Genomic DNA, 15,337 nt, shown 5'->3' with positions numbered 1-15,337 from the left:
CCTTTTTTTATTAATGAATGCTGACTTATTAACGCTGGTTGTGTTTATTTGGGGGCTGTTATGCGCTTGGGCGGTTATTCAGGGATTCAGAGGCTAATCGTTTATGCTGGGTGTTTGGCGGTGCTGTTCATCAGCTGGCCTAGACCTGCTGTGGCTAATCCGGCTTTAGCCGCCACGTTACTCGTGCGGGTGATGGCCCAAACCACGGCTAAAAGAGCGGCGACGCAGGCGGCAACAAAATACCCGTTAACCGAAGCCGCCATGCAGGCCACGGTAAGAAAAGAGACGCTGGCGACGGTGTCGGGCATGTCTCGTGTTGCGGCAACACGGGCGGCGACGGTGCCGGCTCAGTCGGCATTACGTAATGCGGGTCATGTGACCTGGGCAGGGGTGACGGTGGCGGGGGGCGTGATGACGGCTTCTGAGCTGATTGAAGCTTTCCGGTCGGATAATTTACAGGTTGCGGTTGAGGGGGTTGAGCTGGGGAACGGCCGGTATGAGGTGCGTGTGGGCGGACAGACGCGGGTTGTGGATTTTAAACCCTCGCCGAGTGCGCCGGTGATCCTTTATGGTCACGATGCCAGAACGCCGGACACGAATGGCGGCGGATTACCCTTGGGCGGCTCGCTGGTCAGTCATTTACCGCTGAAAGGGATTGAGTCTTATCCCGTTCCGGCGGGAGTGGTGCAGTCGAATGTTTTAAATGATGATCGGGCCACGTATACCTTAGATATTCCCAGTGCCAGCGGGGATTATTTTTATATTGAAAATGACAGTCCGGAAGCGTTAAAGGCGTTATTTTTAACGTCGGTCGTCAAGCAGTTTGAACGGAATTCGTGGATGGAGCCGTATATTGTGACGGCGAACGGGGATAATCAGAGTTTTGATTATGTCAGTACGTCCAATGCGTTGGAGGTCTTGGATTTTACGCCGGTGCCCGATCCCGATTATGACAAATGGGGGGAGGATCACCCGTTTCTGGCGAATGCCGCCACGGTGTTTAAGGTTAAGGTGCCTTATATTCTGCATAAAAAAACCATCAAAAGTCATTATACCGCGTGTGATTATCCTCGCGTTGTTAATCAGGACGGGTCTGTTGAGGTTAAAACGGTGTGTACGCCCCCTCAGGCGTCTGATTACAACTTCAGTTCGGAGCGGGGAAATATCGCGTTGTCTGTGTCATTAAATCATGATTATGTCGGGTCTTATTTTAATGAGAAGATCAAATCGTCGGCGGTAAAAGTTTTATCGGCCAATGAATTAAGTGATCTGTTAAAAGATAAACCGCTTGATAATGCGATTGTCGCCAGTTTAATGAATGAGTTATTACAGGATGCGGCGGCCCAGCAAGGGTATGAAGGGATTAAATTCAGCGACAGTGATTATATTACCGCTGCTGAGGTGGACGCGGCATTAAAAGAATTAGGTCACACGCATTTAACCGCCTCGGATTTATTTTCCCCGGTTCAGAATATTGAGTCTGGGTTATCGGCTAATGATATTACGGTGAATAATCAGGGGGGCGGAAATAATGGCGGCGGCAATATTTCGGTTAATGTGGATCTCGGCACGGATCCGAATATTAAAGCGCCCGATTTAGAAAAACCGCCAACGGGAAAAGAAATCGCTCAGCCGATTATAGATGGCCTGTCTTTTATTGAAGACTTTAAGATCACCGGTAAAGCGGGGTCCTGTCCGGTGGTCGATACCGATTTTTCATTGATGGGGTTTGATTTCCGACTTTTTATGGACAGCCATTGCGATCTGATTGAACGTAACCGGCCGTTTATCGAATTAATCACGTCGTTAGTCTGGGCTTTTCTGGCCTTACGGGTCGTTTTGGATGCTTAGAGGGAATATTGATGTACGGGTTTCTGCTTTCTGCGTTAAATGCGGTGCTCACTTATCTTTTTCGGGCGGCGGTACTGAAGTTCATTATCTTTTTTTCCCTGTATTTCATTGTGCAGGAATTTATGACGGTTATTGTGGCGTTATTGCCGAAGAATACGAATCTACAGGCGTTATTTGATTTGCTGCCGGATTCGGCTTGGTACTTTATCAATCTGTTTCAGGGAGTGCTTGGCATTAATCTGTTGATAGATGCGTGGTTTACCCGTTTTATCATTCGTCGGCTTCCGTTTATAGGGTAATTGCGATGTCTATCACGGCGTACTTTGGCGTTCCTGGCTCCGGTAAGAGTCATGAGTGTGTGAAAAGTGTCATTCTGCCGGCTTACCGGCAAGGGCGGCGGATTGTGACCAATATTGACGGCATTAACCCTGAGGCGATCCGCGAGTATGCGCTTAAGTTGTCTAAGGGAAAGGCGTCGACTTTGGGCGAAATTGTGAAGGTGACGGATGAGCAGGTTACACAGGCGGGCTTTTTTCCTTATAAACGTAAGGAGGTCGAAGGGTATGCGTGTGAAGAGGCTTTCTGTAAACCCGGTGATTTGATTTGTATTGATGAAGCGTGGAAGTTCTGGAAATCAGATAAAGACCTGACGTATGAACATGAATCTTTCATTTCTGAACATCGTCATTTTACTGATCCGGTCACGGGGTTGTGTTGTGATTTGGTTCTGATGAATCAGAGTCCTGACACGATAGCGCGGTTAATTAAAGGCCGGATTGAAACCTCGTACAAAATGACAAAGCTGGTCATGGTGGGGGCCAGAAATCGGTATCGGGTCGATGTGTATAGCGGTGTCAGACTCACGAAATCGAACCGGACAACGTATTACCAGAATAAATACGATAAGCCCATTTTTAAGCTCTACCATTCCTACAATGGCGGCAAGGGTAATGAGTCTGTGGTAGATGACCGTCAGAATATTTTCAGTCAGGCCCGCTTATGGGTCTTTATCGTTGGGTTTCTGATATTGGCGGGGGTCAGTGGCTATTTACTCTATGCGTTCTGGACGCAATATGATAACGACAAGCCGGTTGCCTCTGATAACCAGCGCGAGGCGGTGCCTTCCTCGGAGGGGCATTCAGCGAGGCTGAGTAGCCCGAAAAATGAAGCGCAAAAGGAGACGGTCAAACCCGTTTCGGCGCAATGGCGTATATCGGGGATCCTGACTATCGATAATTACGCGTATGTGGCGTTGGTGAATGCGGCGGGGGATATCCGACTAGTGAATAAAAATGATTTTCATGGTAAGGGACTGATGATGTTCGGCTTTGTTGACGGGGAAAAGGTGACCTATTTCAGCGGGGTGGCAAAATGAACCGATACGTTTTGATGCTGGCCTTGTTTTTCCTGCCTTATGGGGCTTTTGCCAAGGGCGTGACGTTCTCACTGGATGGGGTCACGATCCCCAAATCGGTGAATTTTATTTACAGTCAGGTGTTTAAAAAGCCGTTTATGATTTCACCGGAGGTGATCACCGATAGCCGACTGGTGTCCTTTCATATTACGCCGGATCTTGATGCCAAGGCGTTCTTTGTCCGCTATCTGCATAACATGGGGATTGGGGTGGCGACAAAATCGGGGGTCGATTACATTTACCGGCTGAAAGTCGTTGAGCCGGTGACCCCGCAATACACCTTTGTTTACCAACCGAAGTATCGTTCTGTCGGGTATTTAACGTCCGTGTTGTCCAGTGTGGTGCAGGGGCGTTTCGGGCAGGGCGGGACTAAATCGGCTTATGTGGGCGGGACGACCGCGCCGGATCCCGTGTCGGGCCGTCATGCCCTGAATTCAGCGGGGGATATATTGGTTTTCTACGGGACGAAGGCCGATATTGCTCGTATCGAGCAGGTATTACCGGCGATTGATACTGTTTCCGAAGAGGTTTATGTCGGCGGCTATGTCTATCAGGTGCAGACGACAGAGCGTAACGGGTCGGGGCTGGCGTTAGCGGCTAAATTGTTAAGCCAACGATTCTCTATCCAGATTGGCGGGAGTGGTGCCGGTATCGGTATGGACAACTTTATTAAGTTTTCGGCGGGGAACATTAACGCGTTAGTGGAGCTGTTTAATACCGATTCGCGGTTTACCGTGGTCAGTTCACCTTCGCTTCGGGCACGTTCGGGCACGTCCGCGTCATTTTCGGTGGGGGAAGATGTGCCGGTGCTGGGCAATGTCAGCTTTTCCGGTGACCGGCCTATTCAGTCGGTGGAATACCGTTCGTCGGGGGTCATTTTTAACGTCATGCCGGAAGTGCGGCAGAATGTGATTGATTTAACGATCAGTCAGGAGCTGTCGAATTTTGCCAAAACGCATACGGGGGTTGATAACTCACCGACGTTGATTAAACGGAATATTCAGACGTCGGTGTCGGTGAGTGATGGCGACATTATTTTAATTGGCGGACTGGCGGACAATAAAGATACGGATGCAAATACGGGCTTGTCCTTTATGCCGTCGTGGTTCGCCAGTAGCAGTAAAGAGCAGACAAAAACCGATATTGTTATCATTTTGCAAGCGAAAAAGGTGAAACGTTAAGATTCACCCCCGCAGCGGTGCGAGGAGGTGGAATCTTAACGGATCATCTTTTTCACTGAATACACGAATAGAAATCGGGTGATTGATTTTTCCGGCTAAATATCGGTTATAATTTGGTGAGGAATAGGGGATAAATATGAGACAAATGATTGGATATGAGCAACTCGATATTTTCTAGGTAATTAATTACTTAGAGGGTATTTTTATGTCTGTGAAGAATCAGAGTCGTGACCGTCTTCCTAATGGAAGATTAAAACCTTATCGTCGGGTAGGGAGGCATTTTGCCAGTTGTAAAAAATGGTTTGATAAATCGCCGTCTTGGTATCGCAATCTGATGATGGCCAGACCAGAACGGCGGGAAGTGAAACAGCTTCTGTCTAAGGTACTAAACGGTAACGATCCTGATGGCATGGCATTTCCGGTACACAATAAACCTTTTGCATGGTTTTATTGAATTTTGATTACTGGTAATCCGATGCTATTTTTGTGGCATCAACTAGTTGAGCCATTTTAGATGATAGGTGATGTATGGCACTCGCGAAGAACCGTTTGGTGGTTTACTTATGAAAGTTCAGTTTATCTCTTCTGAAGAGTATGATCAGTCTGCACCACTCAAATTACAGAGTCTAAAGGCCATTTTGGCTGAATCTATTGCACTAGCTGATTGCGGCCAATTACATAGCATTGATGATGTATTTGCATCATTGACAGTTGATGAACTTGAAAGTAAAGCTTAGGGAATGATAAATCTCCATTTTTAATGATTAAAATTGCTGTTTTGGTGTTTAGAAAAAAGAGGGGATATGAAAAAACTCAAAACACATGCAGAATTACATGCTGAGTGGATGAAAAACCCTGAATATAAATCAGCGTATGAAGAATTCTCCGATGAGGAAGTGGAATTTCAGATAATCCAGCATGTTGAAGATGGACGAGAGAAAATCGTTTTTGATTCAAGGCTTGATAAACTTCGGGAAGTTTGAGTTTATTTTATCGTAATGTTGTTCGTTTAATGGATTGAATGCCCTTTAGGGCATAGAAGGCGGTTCATCTAATGTAACTGGGATAACCGTTGTTAATCCGCCGATACAAGGGGGGGATTTCATCAGGGAGCGCGATCCCCCTCATCTCTGCAAAGCCGTCTTTTAGCGGATTTTCTGCGATTCGAAAGTTTGAGGGTCGCAGACAAAAGAAATATTCAGTTTGCACGGAAGAAGCTTTTCATTATTTTATTCTAATAAATGAAAGTGTTTTCTACGTTAAATCTGAGCATCTTTCACGCCTGTTCTTTACACAATAAGCCTTTTGAGTGGTATTGCTGAGTATTTTGGGGAATGCAAAAGCAGTTGAGAAAAGTGGTGGACAAGTTATCCCGAACGTTCCATCTACATATTTTTCCTATCTTTCCATGAAATTTTTATTGTATGGTTAAATGCGCCAATACGTTCTGTTTCATATCCAGCACATTTAAGGAAATATTCAGTATAGTTATCCGACCCTGGGCCACTCCAGCAAGTGGAACTGTATTCTATCTGGAATTCTCCATTTTTTGCGGCTCGTCTTATGAGCGTAAAAATATTATGAATATGTGGAAATGCGTAGTGAGATGCTTTGCTGCGTATGGTTTCCAGATATGCATCATCATGTGCTGCGTTAGCTGGATAAAAATTTTCAAAATCTTCAAATTGCAAATCTTTTTCTTTTAGTTTCAAAATATCTTCCGTGTGAAAATAAAAATGGTATTTTTTTGTTTTAGTGCCGTCAGGAACGTATCGATATACATCCTTACGTGAAACTTTTAACGTAAAGCGTTAAAGATATATGGGTTCGCATAATGTGGTATGCCGTTATATTGAATTGTGGATTATGAACACCGTAGCCCAGAAATTTACACATAACACGATTATGCGATCCTTTTATTTATTAGTTATTAAAATCCATCGAATCCCAGATCTTTTAGCCCGTTTTTGAGTTCCCCTGTTTCAACTAGGTCGAGAGCATGTTTTAATGCCCAAGAGGTAAAGGCGGCGGTTTGCAATCGGTTATCGCGGTCCAGCCATTGACAAATAAGTAAATTGTATCCATTACGGTCTGTTGTATTTTCGTCGCAACTGACAACAGTCATTTTTTTAGGGTCGGATTTTAAAGTTACTACATCACCTATATGAAAGTTAGGAGGCATTGTAACGTCGTTTTTTTGGGGGTTATCATACATAAGTTTACGTACTCCATGTTAAAATCCTACGAGGATAGTCTAAGGGGAACCTCTAAATACCTATCTGATTTGATATAAAAACGTTGTACGGCATGTAAAAATACCTTTAATTCCTGATGTAACTCACAAAAATATTCAAGTTTTCAGTTTAAAAGAACGTCTTGAGAGGTTCCCTAAGGTTATCTTCGGGCTTTCAGCCGCTTAGGTCTATTTTTGCAGTTAGTTTTGAGTCTGTTGTTTAACAGCATGAATCAAGTCCTTAGCTGCGTCTTTTGCGTAATTATCAATCAAGTGGTTAACAAGGTCTGTCCACGATATAGATTTTCCTGCCACATGACTGGCATCTATCGCTAGTCGTTCAAGCTTCAATTTTCTGTCGGCAACAATAGCCATAGTTGTGCGTTTAGGTGTTGTCATAATTGAGTTCGCCTTTCTATTAGTCAACCTATATTGACTCATTATAGGTAAACATTCATGTAATTGTACCTTTGTGCTTGTATAAGTGTTTACCATGTGATAGATTTTTTTCAATGTATGATTGTATGTATGCATATTTCGCTAACTGGGGCTATTGGAGTGTGAGTTTTTAGTCGGGTTGCTAGTGGAATAGAGATCGGGTACTCAGGGTCAAACCTCAGTACTTTTTTAAAAGTATTAAGGGTTCGCATAATGTCCATTATGTTAAATAAGGCTATTTTTCACGATTTTTTCTCAGTTTCAGCAACTGCTCAAAAGTCAGGTGACTGAGGTCGATTGAGTTCGGTGTCATCGAGCCATCGCTAGAACTTAAATCGACTTTCTTCGCTGATTCCCAGCCGAGCAGTTCCGCCAGTTGCTTGATGGCAGACTTCGGGTCATGGAGTTTTAATTTGATACCATCTTTACCGGTGGTCAGTTCAGAAACGGCGCTAAGTGCTGCCGGGTTCTGTAAGGCTGAATCTTTGAATTGCCATGTTGCCTGAAAGACGGGCTTACCCTCGTCGTCTTCACCTATCTGACTGTTACGGAAGTCGGCGATATCGTGAATAGAGACACGCCCCATTGCCGATAACCGCTCTAATGCTTCCTGACGGCTCATGACCGCCTCAGAAACTGCTTCTTGGTTCATGGCATCGAGAAAGGTTTTAACGTTAAGATTTGTTAAGATTTCAGAGGACGATGCTCTGGCTGATTCGTCAGTCTTTGCCTTATAACCAGCCTGTTTATAAGCATCTACCTGATTCAGCCCTTTTAAGATGCCTAATACGAATTTCTGCTGAAGTTTCGTTAAGGCATCAAAGAGAACTTTTTGTTCATCGGTGAACATGGATTTCTTTTGTGCCATTGCCTGTCCTGCTTGATGTCGGTGAAGCGATGCTACATATTATGGTGGTATTTGGTGCTCAAGCATATTTACCCCACAACCTATCATACCCCTTAAAAAAACCACCAGCTTTTGGCTGATGGCTTATATAGAAAAGTTATTACTGTAACTACTCAAAGGAAATCTTCAGAGGAAATGGAGTTATTTGGATAAACATGTTCTTCCGCTTCTTTCAATGTTACCAGTGAAATTTTTCCAGTAACGTTGCTTATGGACATAGTCAGATTCTTATTCTTCTTTAATTCGTTCTGCATCTCAGCATCAGATAACTCCCTATTACCAGATTTTTTCAAGAGACTATTTACGGATTCCATTGTGAAGTCTGGATTAACACATTTTCTATTCACAAACGCGTTATACATTAAATTTTCTATGGTTTTATGTAGTTCATCACTGGACATAGTAGACCTCTAATATTACTGAACGTTCCTTTAACTTATAATCATCCCTTTTGTGATTCAATATATTTCTGTAAGTACTTAGTCTGCTGCTCGTTCTCCGCCATCATTCGGAGGAAATCGTAATAATCTTGTTTAGCTGGTTCGGTAAGTTGTGGGGGTCCTGCATCGCCCATGCTGCCGGAGGAAGTGGTTTCAGACACGGGACAGGTAGCTTGGATGCGCAACTTACGACGACCAGCGGCAACATCAGCCCGAAGAGTATCAATTTCAGTCTTGGCATTAGCGAGTTCCTGAGTGTGTTTAGTATCTAACTCATGCAGCATGTTAATGTGCGTGTTTTGATAGTTGAGGGTATCGGTCAGTTGCTGAATTTCAGTTATCTGGGCGTTATTGATACCGAGCTGTTTCTTGTATCCAGAGCGGTATAAGAAGGCTGCTGATGAAGCAATAATCAACGCGATAACAGTGCCGCTGGTGAAATTGAGTTTCATGATAAAAACATCTGATGTTCAGATGCCCTGCGACTATCTAACCCTCGCATGACCTTACCTGCCGCTTTATTCCATTGAGGGAATTCTGCCGCAGCACCAATGTAATCGCCTTGGTTAAGTTTCCGCAATAAAGTGGACCCTGAAAAATTACCGTTACCACAATTGAAGATAAACGAGCACAGTGCATCGAACTGACCTTGATTCAACGGCACTCTAACCAATTGCCTTAAGGTGACATATATAGGTTGGAGATCATCATGCAGAAATACTTCAGCCTGCTGTTCTGTGATCACATCGCCCTTTTTAACCCCTTTTGTATGACCATAGCCAATGGTCCACGGGATACCACCCGTTGCGGGGTCGGGATAGGCTTTCAGTTTCAGACCTTCAAACTGCTTGATGCACTCCAGACCTTTAGTGCTGATTTCCATCAGAGGATGCTCCCGTTCTCTTCTCTGCCGCTTTACGCAGTAATTGACCAATAAAGTCCGTACCCAAGTAGCCAATCACCACACTACCGATGTAGGCCAAGTCAGGATTCAGACCAAATAGATTTAATACGTCACGAATGAACCAGGCGAACATGGCACACATAAAGGCATCGATTGACACCTTTAACCAGCCGCCACCGTGATAGCGACCGCGAAGAAATGCCATCGTTCCAGCGAGGGTTGCTCCGATGCCTTGCTCTCTTATCGAGATGAGCCAGTCTCCGAGGTGTACCCAGATATCAGGATTTTCTTTCATCTTCATATTCCACCCCATTAGAACAATGGGCATCCATGGGGGTGAAATAGGTTCGCCCCTGAGAGTTGTAGTGAATAATTGCAGTGGCAGATTGGGTTAATAAACAGATAGCCACTTCTTGTTTTCGTCCCTCAAATAAGGGAGAAAAAACGGAAATAGGTGATAAAAAAGGCTACACCGAAGCGCAGCCTAACAATCAGAATGTAGTTTTGATTAGATTATTTCCATATGAAACAATAAGGCAGTGAATCGCCATCATTTTGTTGTTGCAACAGGCTACCTAATTTTTTGGCATCGTCATTACCGTACTCACCGATAAATTCGTATTCGTGCTTACCATATAAGTGGCTGTCGGTACTGCTACCCAATTGATAAGGTGTACCATCCACTGTTATCGTGAGGTTTTGCTTAAATAAATCCACCAACTTCTGATAACCAGTTTGATTGTTATCGGAAGAGACCCGGATAAAGATTTTCTGGTGTAACCCATCCCAGACGAGAAAAGCAAATGTTGTGATAGCGGTTTTATTCTGAAGGCCACTCAGCGTACCAAATGGGCCAAGATGTTCACCGGCAGGTTCAAACTCTGCATCAGCAAGATATCCCCACATCTGATCTTGGTTAGAAAAAGATCCCGTACCGACGACAAGATTAAAGCTCAGCATACAATCTGTCGGTTGTGGTTTTGAGCTGGATTTCATCAGATGCCAGTCACACGCCATCAGATCATCAGGTGTCGGTTGCCACGGGAACCACTCGCCGTGTTTATTGCTCTTTTCGATATAAACAGGCTCATGAGATGTCAGGCGCATGTGTTCACCCGGTGCATCCCAATCACTGCGGTGTAATTTATTCCCCAAATACACTTGAATCATCGCCCATGGACAAGAGCCAACAGGCGCAGTGACTGTATCAATCTTATATTGTGCGGGAATAATTTTGCATTGCTTTTCAGCGTTCAGATTTTCTGGCTTATTAACTTTAGACATAAACACCTCACTTAATTGTTAATTAATAAAGGTAATTTCATCCCGTGCCAAATAGACAGCTAATACTACTTAGGGCAGATTTTTATCTCAATTGAATACCCTGTAACAGAACCAATACACACTAAAATGCGGCTACCTGTTACAAAACTTGTCTATTTATCGAGTACATCATTCAGTGAGTTGTAAACTCATAATTTACTACTGGTAGAACATAACTCGCTGATCTCTTGTTCTGTCTGCTTAAACCGTTCTTCTTCAAGCTCAACGCCCAAAACCCGACGATTGAGTTTCAACGCTGCTTTCAATGTCGCACCGGAACCCATAAAGAAATCGGCCACCAGATCCCCTTCCCGGCTGCTGGACTGGATAATATGTGCCATCAGGTCAGCGGGTTTTTCGCAGGGATGTTTGCCCGGATAATATTGGACGGGCGCAAATTGCCAGACATCGGTATAAGGCACGGCGGCGGTGACGGTGAACGAACGGCGCATTAAACCGTATTCCTGACGCAGCTCTTCATATTGTCGCGATAACGTCAGGTGAGATCCCACTAGTTCATCATAGGGCTTGTTCAATTCGCCACACTGGTGCTTTTCGTTAGCGATACGATCAAATAACACCTGCAGTTTTTGATAATCGACTTCATTGGGTAACTGCCATTGGCTATCGCTGAACCAGTGACTGGCCATCTGCTTTCCAGTGGCCTTGTGAATGTCTTTTGCCGTGATACCTAACGTTTTCCGGGCATCACGAAAATAATCGATGAGTGGTTTAAATACCGACTGTTTCAGTTCGCGGCATTGCTTGAAATAGCCATCGCCTTTGGGATGATAAGGCCCTTGATAATGCTCGGCAAAAATGATGCGTTCTGTAGCCGGGAAATACATTCTCAGGCTTTCTTTGTTCTGCCTGCGCCATGGGCCAGAAGGCTTCGCCCAAATGATATGGTTCAACACGTTAAATCGTTCACGTACCAGCAGCTCGGTATCAGAGGCCAGACGCGAACCACAGAACATATACAGGCTACCGTTGGGTTTCAGTACCCGCCAGAATTCAGCCAGCAGTTCATCCAGCCACGCAAGGTAAGCCGTCGCATCGGCCCACTGATTATCCCAGCTACAATCTTTTACGCGAAAGTACGGCGGGTCAGTGGCGATCAGGTCTATGCAGTTATCCGGCAGGGTTTTGATAAATTTCAGAGAGTCGTCGTTAATTAATGTGATACCACTTAAATTCACAATATATTCCATCTATCGACGCTGACTGGCTCTCTGGAAAGCCACGGCATAAAAGGCAGGTACAATGCTACCCACCTTTCCTTCACCGCGTAAAACATTGCCCCATCAAGGGCAACGCCTGAAAAACGTATCATCGTTCCGGCTTTCCATTAATCCAGCCAGACGAAATTGCGTTAATAATAATTGGCAACGGGGTTCAGTGAGTCCCGTTAATTTGTAAACATCCGAAACATTTACCCAACTATCATGGGGAAGGGTTTCTAATACACAGGCGGCTGTTGTTGTCATATCTTCATGTTTTAGCATGATAATGTTAACCTTTTGGTCAGTTAGTCGGCGTGAACACACATGTAACTCTGACCAAGCACAACAGCAAGCCTTATGTTTATTTCAGGTATAAAAAAACCTCGCGCTTGGCGAGGCTTGTTTGTCACGGTTACAAATAGCGCAACATATACTGAAATAGTGGCTCATTGGCTCAAGGATGTCAACACGTTCGTGACAAGATTTTTGTTTTTCTTTCCTGTTCCCGACACGAAAAGGCATCTTGCAACGGTTGATAAAGTAAATATTCGGTGGACTTTAATATCTCTTCAACCTCACGGCGGCAGGTTGATAGTGAAGGTTTTCGAAAAACCAGTTGACCGCTACGGCGTACCATTTTTCTTGGTTTAATGATGGCATGGTAATAACGAGAAATGGCTCTATCTGAACGATTAAAGACATATCGGCTTAACAATATGGCAAAGGCTACCCGGTCCAGATGGTAGATATGATCAACCACTCTGGCGATTAGCATACCTTCGTCGTCATTGCATATCGGGCGTTCTGGATAATCTCGAGGCTCTACTCGTGCCATAAATTCCGCAATCACGCTACTTTGACGTTTATCCAACCTGCCGGAGTAAATCCACGCACCAAATTTTGCTAACCATTCCTGTAACCAGATCGCCTGTGATAGCGTTAATTCCAACCCATCCGTTGAAAATCTCAAACCCGACATAACCGTACCTCTTTCACTTCCCTTTTAACCTGCGCTAATAATTCAATTTCTGTTCCATGAGCCACCTGCCAACTCTTTGGTGCAGCATGAAAACCCGTGGGATAACACGCCCGATGATGGCGAGGGCATAACGGAAGAGCGCTGAAGTGATCGGCGCGTTGTGCCATTCCCTGCCCAGCTCTTACATGGTGAATTTCAGCCGGAGATGGACCCAGCCCCAAATTCCGGCAGGCAATACAGCCGAGCGAGGCGACATCTGACAGCCACTGTTTTTCACTGTTGGTCATTGGTCTTGCCTCTCCTTTACGCAAAATCAAACAACTGAGCCGCCGCATTTTCAGCAGCGTCTCTGGTCGGGAAGTTGCGATACAAGATGAAGTTCCACAGTACGTTTAGGGTGGATTGATAGAGCGCCTGAAATTCCAGCTCATCCATTTTGGCGAAGCTGACGGAACGGGGTTCACGGTACAGACTGCCATCCGGCATTTCATAGGTGTCATAGTGACCGGACTCTACCGTCACCCAGCGACGGAACGCATCAAAGGATTTAGTGGCCGTAATATTGTAAGCGCGATTTTTGGATAACCCCGTAAGGTATTCATCAGCGGCAGATTGTAAAGCATCTTCACTGCCCGCGAAGTGAGCCAGAAATTGTACGTAGCCACGCACAATGTTTTTTTCTTCGGGGGAAATCGTGCCGCCGATGGGTTCCCAGTATTCAAAACCGAGATTCAGCAGGGCAAAGTATTTGCGGTGGAAACGGGGATTACGGGCTTTCTTAAAATCAGCATACAGCACATCGCCGCATTTGATTTTCGAATGCAAATATTCTCTGGCGGCTGGAGTAGCAGGCCGTAAGGTGTCGTCGGAAATTTTGATAAAACTATGCTGCGCCATTCTGGTTCCCTTAAGGTAATGGCACAGCAGCGTAAGTTTAGGTTCGGATGTTCAGGCCGATGGTGTGATTTTAGCGGGTTACAATCCATTATGCTACCGACTATTTTTTGTTTCGTTCATCAGCGAACTCATTAAATATGGCATCTATATCTGGGTAATACCACTTATAAAACCCATAATAAGGATCATGCCACCGCTGCCTGTCCTTCTCTTGTTGGGAATAACCACTACGATCACCAATTTTATCAATAAAATAACGGTTTACATTATACTCTCGACGGTACTCCATCGTTGAAAGCATTCTCGTTCCTCCTAACGAACCTTTTACTGGCATATCAAGATGATTAGCTAATCTTTGAGCAAGTTTACTTGATCCAGAGTTACAGCCAACTATCCTAACACTTTGAATATTTTCTCCTTTTTTCTTAAAATCGGTTAATAATGCTGTGATCGTTTCGCAAAAATCACGCCAATTCATTCCAGGATTATAATTATTCGAACACGCTCCCGAAAATAATACTTCCCCCGACATTGAGGAGGCTGTGTGCCCTACAATATTGAGCCTGACTCCAAATGCACGGTTGTTTGGTAAATCTAAAAAATAATGAAATCGCTTCTCCTGATGAAAGCACAATGCAACGGTTTTTTGCATCAATACATCATAAGGCATTCGCCTAATATTGGTAATTGTCTGCCGATACTGTCCCATAACTCCTCCTATACTGAACACTATACTTCCAATACATATGCACATTAATCACAATTTAAACACGATCATGCGCCATAAATAACTCGTTATAACGCTAGTTTCAGTTTATGCCAACCCAATGTATTCCAACACGCGGCCTCACCTAAAAAACAGCATTCCGTCACCGGTAAAGATTCGCCGCATTTTTCACAGCATTGCTGCTGTAGTTTGGCGAGCTGTTTTTTTAATAAACGATCATCCATTCGAATGAGCATGGTGAGATATTCATTGATCTCATAAGGCTCCCTGCCCGGCCTACGCAATACACAATTGCGTTTTAACATCTCCAATTCTTGGGTATCCACCAGCAACTCTATTTTGGTCACGCCAGCTTCCTGCTGGCGTTTACGTTGGGCGGCTTTACGTTCTCCGGGGGATTTAGCCATGGTTGGGTGTCCTGAGCTTGTAAACCGAATTGTGGGTGCGGATAAATCCATCAGAATTAAAGGAACGAATATTCTGAACAGGTGACGTAATGATTTCAGCGCCATCAAACCAGCGCTGATGAACATCACAATAAATGCGCCCGCTAGCCCGAAAATCACAGTTGCCATAGAGAATAAATCCGGTCAATTCGATTTCAGCCGTGAATGCCATTAATTGCTTATTTTCCATTGTTATTCCCCCAGACAGTTGTACACAAATCGGATCAACGCCATCACTGGCAATGAAACCGGAAAGGTCAGGAGCAAGAACAAAGCAAGCATATAGAGCCGGAAATCTTCATCAATGAGGATTTGCCAGTAGCCGATCACTTCTTCTTTCAGATAATGCAAAAAGCTGTTTGATTGTTTCATTG

The 15,337-nt window shown here is 44.6% G+C and carries 25 protein-coding genes; 7 read left to right on the top strand and 18 right to left on the bottom strand.

Features of this window, described 5'->3' with window-relative positions; translation table 11 throughout:
• Window positions 1–120: 120 nt before the first annotated feature.
• The 7 genes from AAC855_RS15815 (at window position 121) to AAC855_RS15785 (ending at window position 5,429) form a co-directional block, all read left to right on the top strand.
• A complete protein-coding gene (locus AAC855_RS15815) occupies window positions 121–1,851 on the top strand; it encodes a hypothetical protein (protein WP_340610859.1) in 1,731 nt (576 codons plus the stop codon).
• An 11-nt stretch (window positions 1,852–1,862) separates the two neighbouring features.
• Window positions 1,863–2,150: a DUF2523 family protein gene (locus tag AAC855_RS15810; protein ID WP_340610857.1), complete on the top strand. Its 288-nt coding sequence runs from the start codon at window positions 1,863–1,865 to the stop codon at window positions 2,148–2,150.
• A 5-nt stretch (window positions 2,151–2,155) separates the two neighbouring features.
• Window positions 2,156–3,226 carry a zonular occludens toxin family protein gene (locus AAC855_RS15805; RefSeq protein ID WP_340610855.1) on the top strand — a complete coding sequence of 357 codons (1,071 nt, stop codon included), beginning with the start codon at window positions 2,156–2,158 and terminating at the stop codon, window positions 3,224–3,226.
• Window positions 3,223–4,446: a type II secretion system protein GspD gene (locus AAC855_RS15800; protein ID WP_340610853.1), complete on the top strand. Its 1,224-nt coding sequence runs from the start codon at window positions 3,223–3,225 to the stop codon at window positions 4,444–4,446. Before AAC855_RS15805 ends, AAC855_RS15800 begins: the two co-directional genes overlap by 4 nt.
• Window positions 4,447–4,651: 205 nt before the next feature.
• Window positions 4,652–4,900, top strand: coding sequence for a hypothetical protein (locus AAC855_RS15795; protein WP_340610850.1), 249 nt, complete (start codon window positions 4,652–4,654; stop codon window positions 4,898–4,900).
• Between the two features lie 70 nt (window positions 4,901–4,970).
• Window positions 4,971–5,183: a hypothetical protein gene (locus tag AAC855_RS15790; protein ID WP_340610848.1), complete on the top strand. Its 213-nt coding sequence runs from the start codon at window positions 4,971–4,973 to the stop codon at window positions 5,181–5,183.
• Window positions 5,184–5,249: 66 nt separating this feature from the next.
• The gene (locus tag AAC855_RS15785; RefSeq protein WP_340610847.1) at window positions 5,250–5,429 is read left to right on the top strand and encodes a hypothetical protein; all 180 of its coding nucleotides are present in this window, start codon (window positions 5,250–5,252) and stop codon (window positions 5,427–5,429) included.
• Between the two features lie 402 nt (window positions 5,430–5,831).
• Here the strand turns inward: AAC855_RS15785 and AAC855_RS15780 are convergent, their stop codons facing one another.
• From AAC855_RS15780 to AAC855_RS15695, 18 genes are all read right to left on the bottom strand, one after another.
• Entirely contained in the window at window positions 5,832–6,158 is a 327-nt protein-coding gene (locus AAC855_RS15780; protein WP_340610846.1) for a hypothetical protein, read from the bottom strand.
• Window positions 6,159–6,376: 218 nt separating this feature from the next.
• Window positions 6,377–6,661 (bottom strand): DUF2158 domain-containing protein, encoded by a 285-nt coding sequence (locus tag AAC855_RS15775; RefSeq protein ID WP_340610844.1) that lies wholly within the window; start codon window positions 6,659–6,661, stop codon window positions 6,377–6,379.
• A gap of 219 nt (window positions 6,662–6,880) precedes the next feature.
• Window positions 6,881–7,078, bottom strand: a complete 198-nt coding sequence (locus AAC855_RS15770; RefSeq protein WP_340610843.1) for a hypothetical protein — start codon at window positions 7,076–7,078, stop codon at window positions 6,881–6,883.
• A 274-nt stretch (window positions 7,079–7,352) separates the two neighbouring features.
• Window positions 7,353–7,985 carry a terminase small subunit gene (locus tag AAC855_RS15765; protein ID WP_340610842.1) on the bottom strand — a complete coding sequence of 211 codons (633 nt, stop codon included), beginning with the start codon at window positions 7,983–7,985 and terminating at the stop codon, window positions 7,353–7,355.
• 152 nt (window positions 7,986–8,137) lie between these two features.
• The gene (locus AAC855_RS15760; RefSeq protein ID WP_340610841.1) at window positions 8,138–8,425 is read right to left on the bottom strand and encodes a hypothetical protein; all 288 of its coding nucleotides are present in this window, start codon (window positions 8,423–8,425) and stop codon (window positions 8,138–8,140) included.
• A 41-nt stretch (window positions 8,426–8,466) separates the two neighbouring features.
• Window positions 8,467–8,916, bottom strand: a complete 450-nt coding sequence (locus AAC855_RS15755; protein ID WP_340610840.1) for a lysis protein — start codon at window positions 8,914–8,916, stop codon at window positions 8,467–8,469.
• The gene (locus AAC855_RS15750) at window positions 8,913–9,347 is read right to left on the bottom strand and encodes a lysozyme (RefSeq protein WP_340610839.1); all 435 of its coding nucleotides are present in this window, start codon (window positions 9,345–9,347) and stop codon (window positions 8,913–8,915) included. The genes AAC855_RS15755 and AAC855_RS15750 overlap by 4 nt, the downstream gene beginning before the upstream one ends.
• Entirely contained in the window at window positions 9,331–9,663 is a 333-nt protein-coding gene (locus tag AAC855_RS15745) for a phage holin, lambda family (protein ID WP_193756922.1), read from the bottom strand. The genes AAC855_RS15750 and AAC855_RS15745 overlap by 17 nt, the downstream gene beginning before the upstream one ends.
• Before the next feature lie 218 nt (window positions 9,664–9,881).
• Window positions 9,882–10,652 (bottom strand): Thoeris anti-defense Tad2 family protein, encoded by a 771-nt coding sequence (locus tag AAC855_RS15740; RefSeq protein ID WP_099109819.1) that lies wholly within the window; start codon window positions 10,650–10,652, stop codon window positions 9,882–9,884.
• 188 nt (window positions 10,653–10,840) lie between these two features.
• Entirely contained in the window at window positions 10,841–11,902 is a 1,062-nt protein-coding gene (locus tag AAC855_RS15735; protein ID WP_193756916.1) for a DNA-methyltransferase, read from the bottom strand.
• Between the two features lie 93 nt (window positions 11,903–11,995).
• Window positions 11,996–12,196, bottom strand: a complete 201-nt coding sequence (locus tag AAC855_RS15730; protein ID WP_099109817.1) for a hypothetical protein — start codon at window positions 12,194–12,196, stop codon at window positions 11,996–11,998.
• Window positions 12,197–12,377: 181 nt separating this feature from the next.
• The gene (locus AAC855_RS15725; protein WP_340610838.1) at window positions 12,378–12,893 is read right to left on the bottom strand and encodes an antiterminator Q family protein; all 516 of its coding nucleotides are present in this window, start codon (window positions 12,891–12,893) and stop codon (window positions 12,378–12,380) included.
• Complete coding sequence (locus AAC855_RS15720; protein ID WP_340610836.1) at window positions 12,881–13,180, bottom strand: Ref family recombination enhancement nuclease; 300 nt, start codon at window positions 13,178–13,180, stop codon at window positions 12,881–12,883. Before AAC855_RS15720 ends, AAC855_RS15725 begins: the two co-directional genes overlap by 13 nt.
• A 16-nt stretch (window positions 13,181–13,196) precedes the next feature.
• Entirely contained in the window at window positions 13,197–13,790 is a 594-nt protein-coding gene (locus AAC855_RS15715) for a DUF1367 family protein (RefSeq protein ID WP_340610834.1), read from the bottom strand.
• A 100-nt stretch (window positions 13,791–13,890) separates the two neighbouring features.
• Window positions 13,891–14,499, bottom strand: coding sequence for a hypothetical protein (locus tag AAC855_RS15710; protein WP_340610833.1), 609 nt, complete (start codon window positions 14,497–14,499; stop codon window positions 13,891–13,893).
• A gap of 86 nt (window positions 14,500–14,585) precedes the next feature.
• Window positions 14,586–14,924 carry a hypothetical protein gene (locus AAC855_RS15705; protein WP_340610832.1) on the bottom strand — a complete coding sequence of 113 codons (339 nt, stop codon included), beginning with the start codon at window positions 14,922–14,924 and terminating at the stop codon, window positions 14,586–14,588.
• On the bottom strand, window positions 14,917–15,153 hold the full coding sequence (locus AAC855_RS15700) for a hypothetical protein (RefSeq protein WP_340610830.1): 237 nt from the start codon (window positions 15,151–15,153) through the stop codon (window positions 14,917–14,919). The genes AAC855_RS15705 and AAC855_RS15700 overlap by 8 nt, the downstream gene beginning before the upstream one ends.
• Window positions 15,154–15,155: 2 nt before the next feature.
• On the bottom strand, window positions 15,156–15,335 hold the full coding sequence (locus AAC855_RS15695; protein WP_099109810.1) for a hypothetical protein: 180 nt from the start codon (window positions 15,333–15,335) through the stop codon (window positions 15,156–15,158).
• Window positions 15,336–15,337: the final 2 nt, after the last annotated feature.

This window comes from Xenorhabdus bharatensis, from assembly GCF_037996705.1.
GTDB lineage: Bacteria > Pseudomonadota > Gammaproteobacteria > Enterobacterales > Enterobacteriaceae > Xenorhabdus > Xenorhabdus bharatensis.
Note: the sequence above shows the minus strand (reverse complement) of the source record. Positions and strands in the feature narration are given on the sequence as shown.

Bases quoted from the DNA above. Each gene is read 5' to 3' on its own strand.
- AAC855_RS15790 (WP_340610848.1), top strand. From the start codon at position 4,971: ATGTATGGCACTCGCGAAGAACCGTTTGGTGGTTTACTTATGAAAGTT.
- AAC855_RS15695 (WP_099109810.1), bottom strand. From the start codon at position 15,335: ATGAAACAATCAAACAGCTTTTTGCATTATCTGAAAGAAGAAGTGATC.
- AAC855_RS15710 (WP_340610833.1), bottom strand. From the start codon at position 14,499: ATGGGACAGTATCGGCAGACAATTACCAATATTAGGCGAATGCCTTAT.
- AAC855_RS15725 (WP_340610838.1), bottom strand. From the start codon at position 12,893: ATGTCGGGTTTGAGATTTTCAACGGATGGGTTGGAATTAACGCTATCA.
- AAC855_RS15740 (WP_099109819.1), bottom strand. From the start codon at position 10,652: ATGTCTAAAGTTAATAAGCCAGAAAATCTGAACGCTGAAAAGCAATGC.
- AAC855_RS15715 (WP_340610834.1), bottom strand. From the start codon at position 13,790: ATGGCGCAGCATAGTTTTATCAAAATTTCCGACGACACCTTACGGCCT.
- AAC855_RS15805 (WP_340610855.1), top strand. From the start codon at position 2,156: ATGTCTATCACGGCGTACTTTGGCGTTCCTGGCTCCGGTAAGAGTCAT.
- AAC855_RS15735 (WP_193756916.1), bottom strand. From the start codon at position 11,902: ATGGAATATATTGTGAATTTAAGTGGTATCACATTAATTAACGACGAC.
- AAC855_RS15775 (WP_340610844.1), bottom strand. From the start codon at position 6,661: ATGTATGATAACCCCCAAAAAAACGACGTTACAATGCCTCCTAACTTT.
- AAC855_RS15765 (WP_340610842.1), bottom strand. From the start codon at position 7,985: ATGGCACAAAAGAAATCCATGTTCACCGATGAACAAAAAGTTCTCTTT.
- AAC855_RS15795 (WP_340610850.1), top strand. From the start codon at position 4,652: ATGTCTGTGAAGAATCAGAGTCGTGACCGTCTTCCTAATGGAAGATTA.
- AAC855_RS15800 (WP_340610853.1), top strand. From the start codon at position 3,223: ATGAACCGATACGTTTTGATGCTGGCCTTGTTTTTCCTGCCTTATGGG.
- AAC855_RS15745 (WP_193756922.1), bottom strand. From the start codon at position 9,663: ATGAAAGAAAATCCTGATATCTGGGTACACCTCGGAGACTGGCTCATC.
- AAC855_RS15720 (WP_340610836.1), bottom strand. From the start codon at position 13,180: ATGACCAACAGTGAAAAACAGTGGCTGTCAGATGTCGCCTCGCTCGGC.
- AAC855_RS15785 (WP_340610847.1), top strand. From the start codon at position 5,250: ATGAAAAAACTCAAAACACATGCAGAATTACATGCTGAGTGGATGAAA.
- AAC855_RS15770 (WP_340610843.1), bottom strand. From the start codon at position 7,078: ATGACAACACCTAAACGCACAACTATGGCTATTGTTGCCGACAGAAAA.
- AAC855_RS15705 (WP_340610832.1), bottom strand. From the start codon at position 14,924: ATGGCTAAATCCCCCGGAGAACGTAAAGCCGCCCAACGTAAACGCCAG.
- AAC855_RS15750 (WP_340610839.1), bottom strand. From the start codon at position 9,347: ATGGAAATCAGCACTAAAGGTCTGGAGTGCATCAAGCAGTTTGAAGGT.
- AAC855_RS15755 (WP_340610840.1), bottom strand. From the start codon at position 8,916: ATGAAACTCAATTTCACCAGCGGCACTGTTATCGCGTTGATTATTGCT.
- AAC855_RS15700 (WP_340610830.1), bottom strand. From the start codon at position 15,153: ATGGAAAATAAGCAATTAATGGCATTCACGGCTGAAATCGAATTGACC.
- AAC855_RS15730 (WP_099109817.1), bottom strand. From the start codon at position 12,196: ATGCTAAAACATGAAGATATGACAACAACAGCCGCCTGTGTATTAGAA.
- AAC855_RS15760 (WP_340610841.1), bottom strand. From the start codon at position 8,425: ATGTCCAGTGATGAACTACATAAAACCATAGAAAATTTAATGTATAAC.
- AAC855_RS15810 (WP_340610857.1), top strand. From the start codon at position 1,863: ATGTACGGGTTTCTGCTTTCTGCGTTAAATGCGGTGCTCACTTATCTT.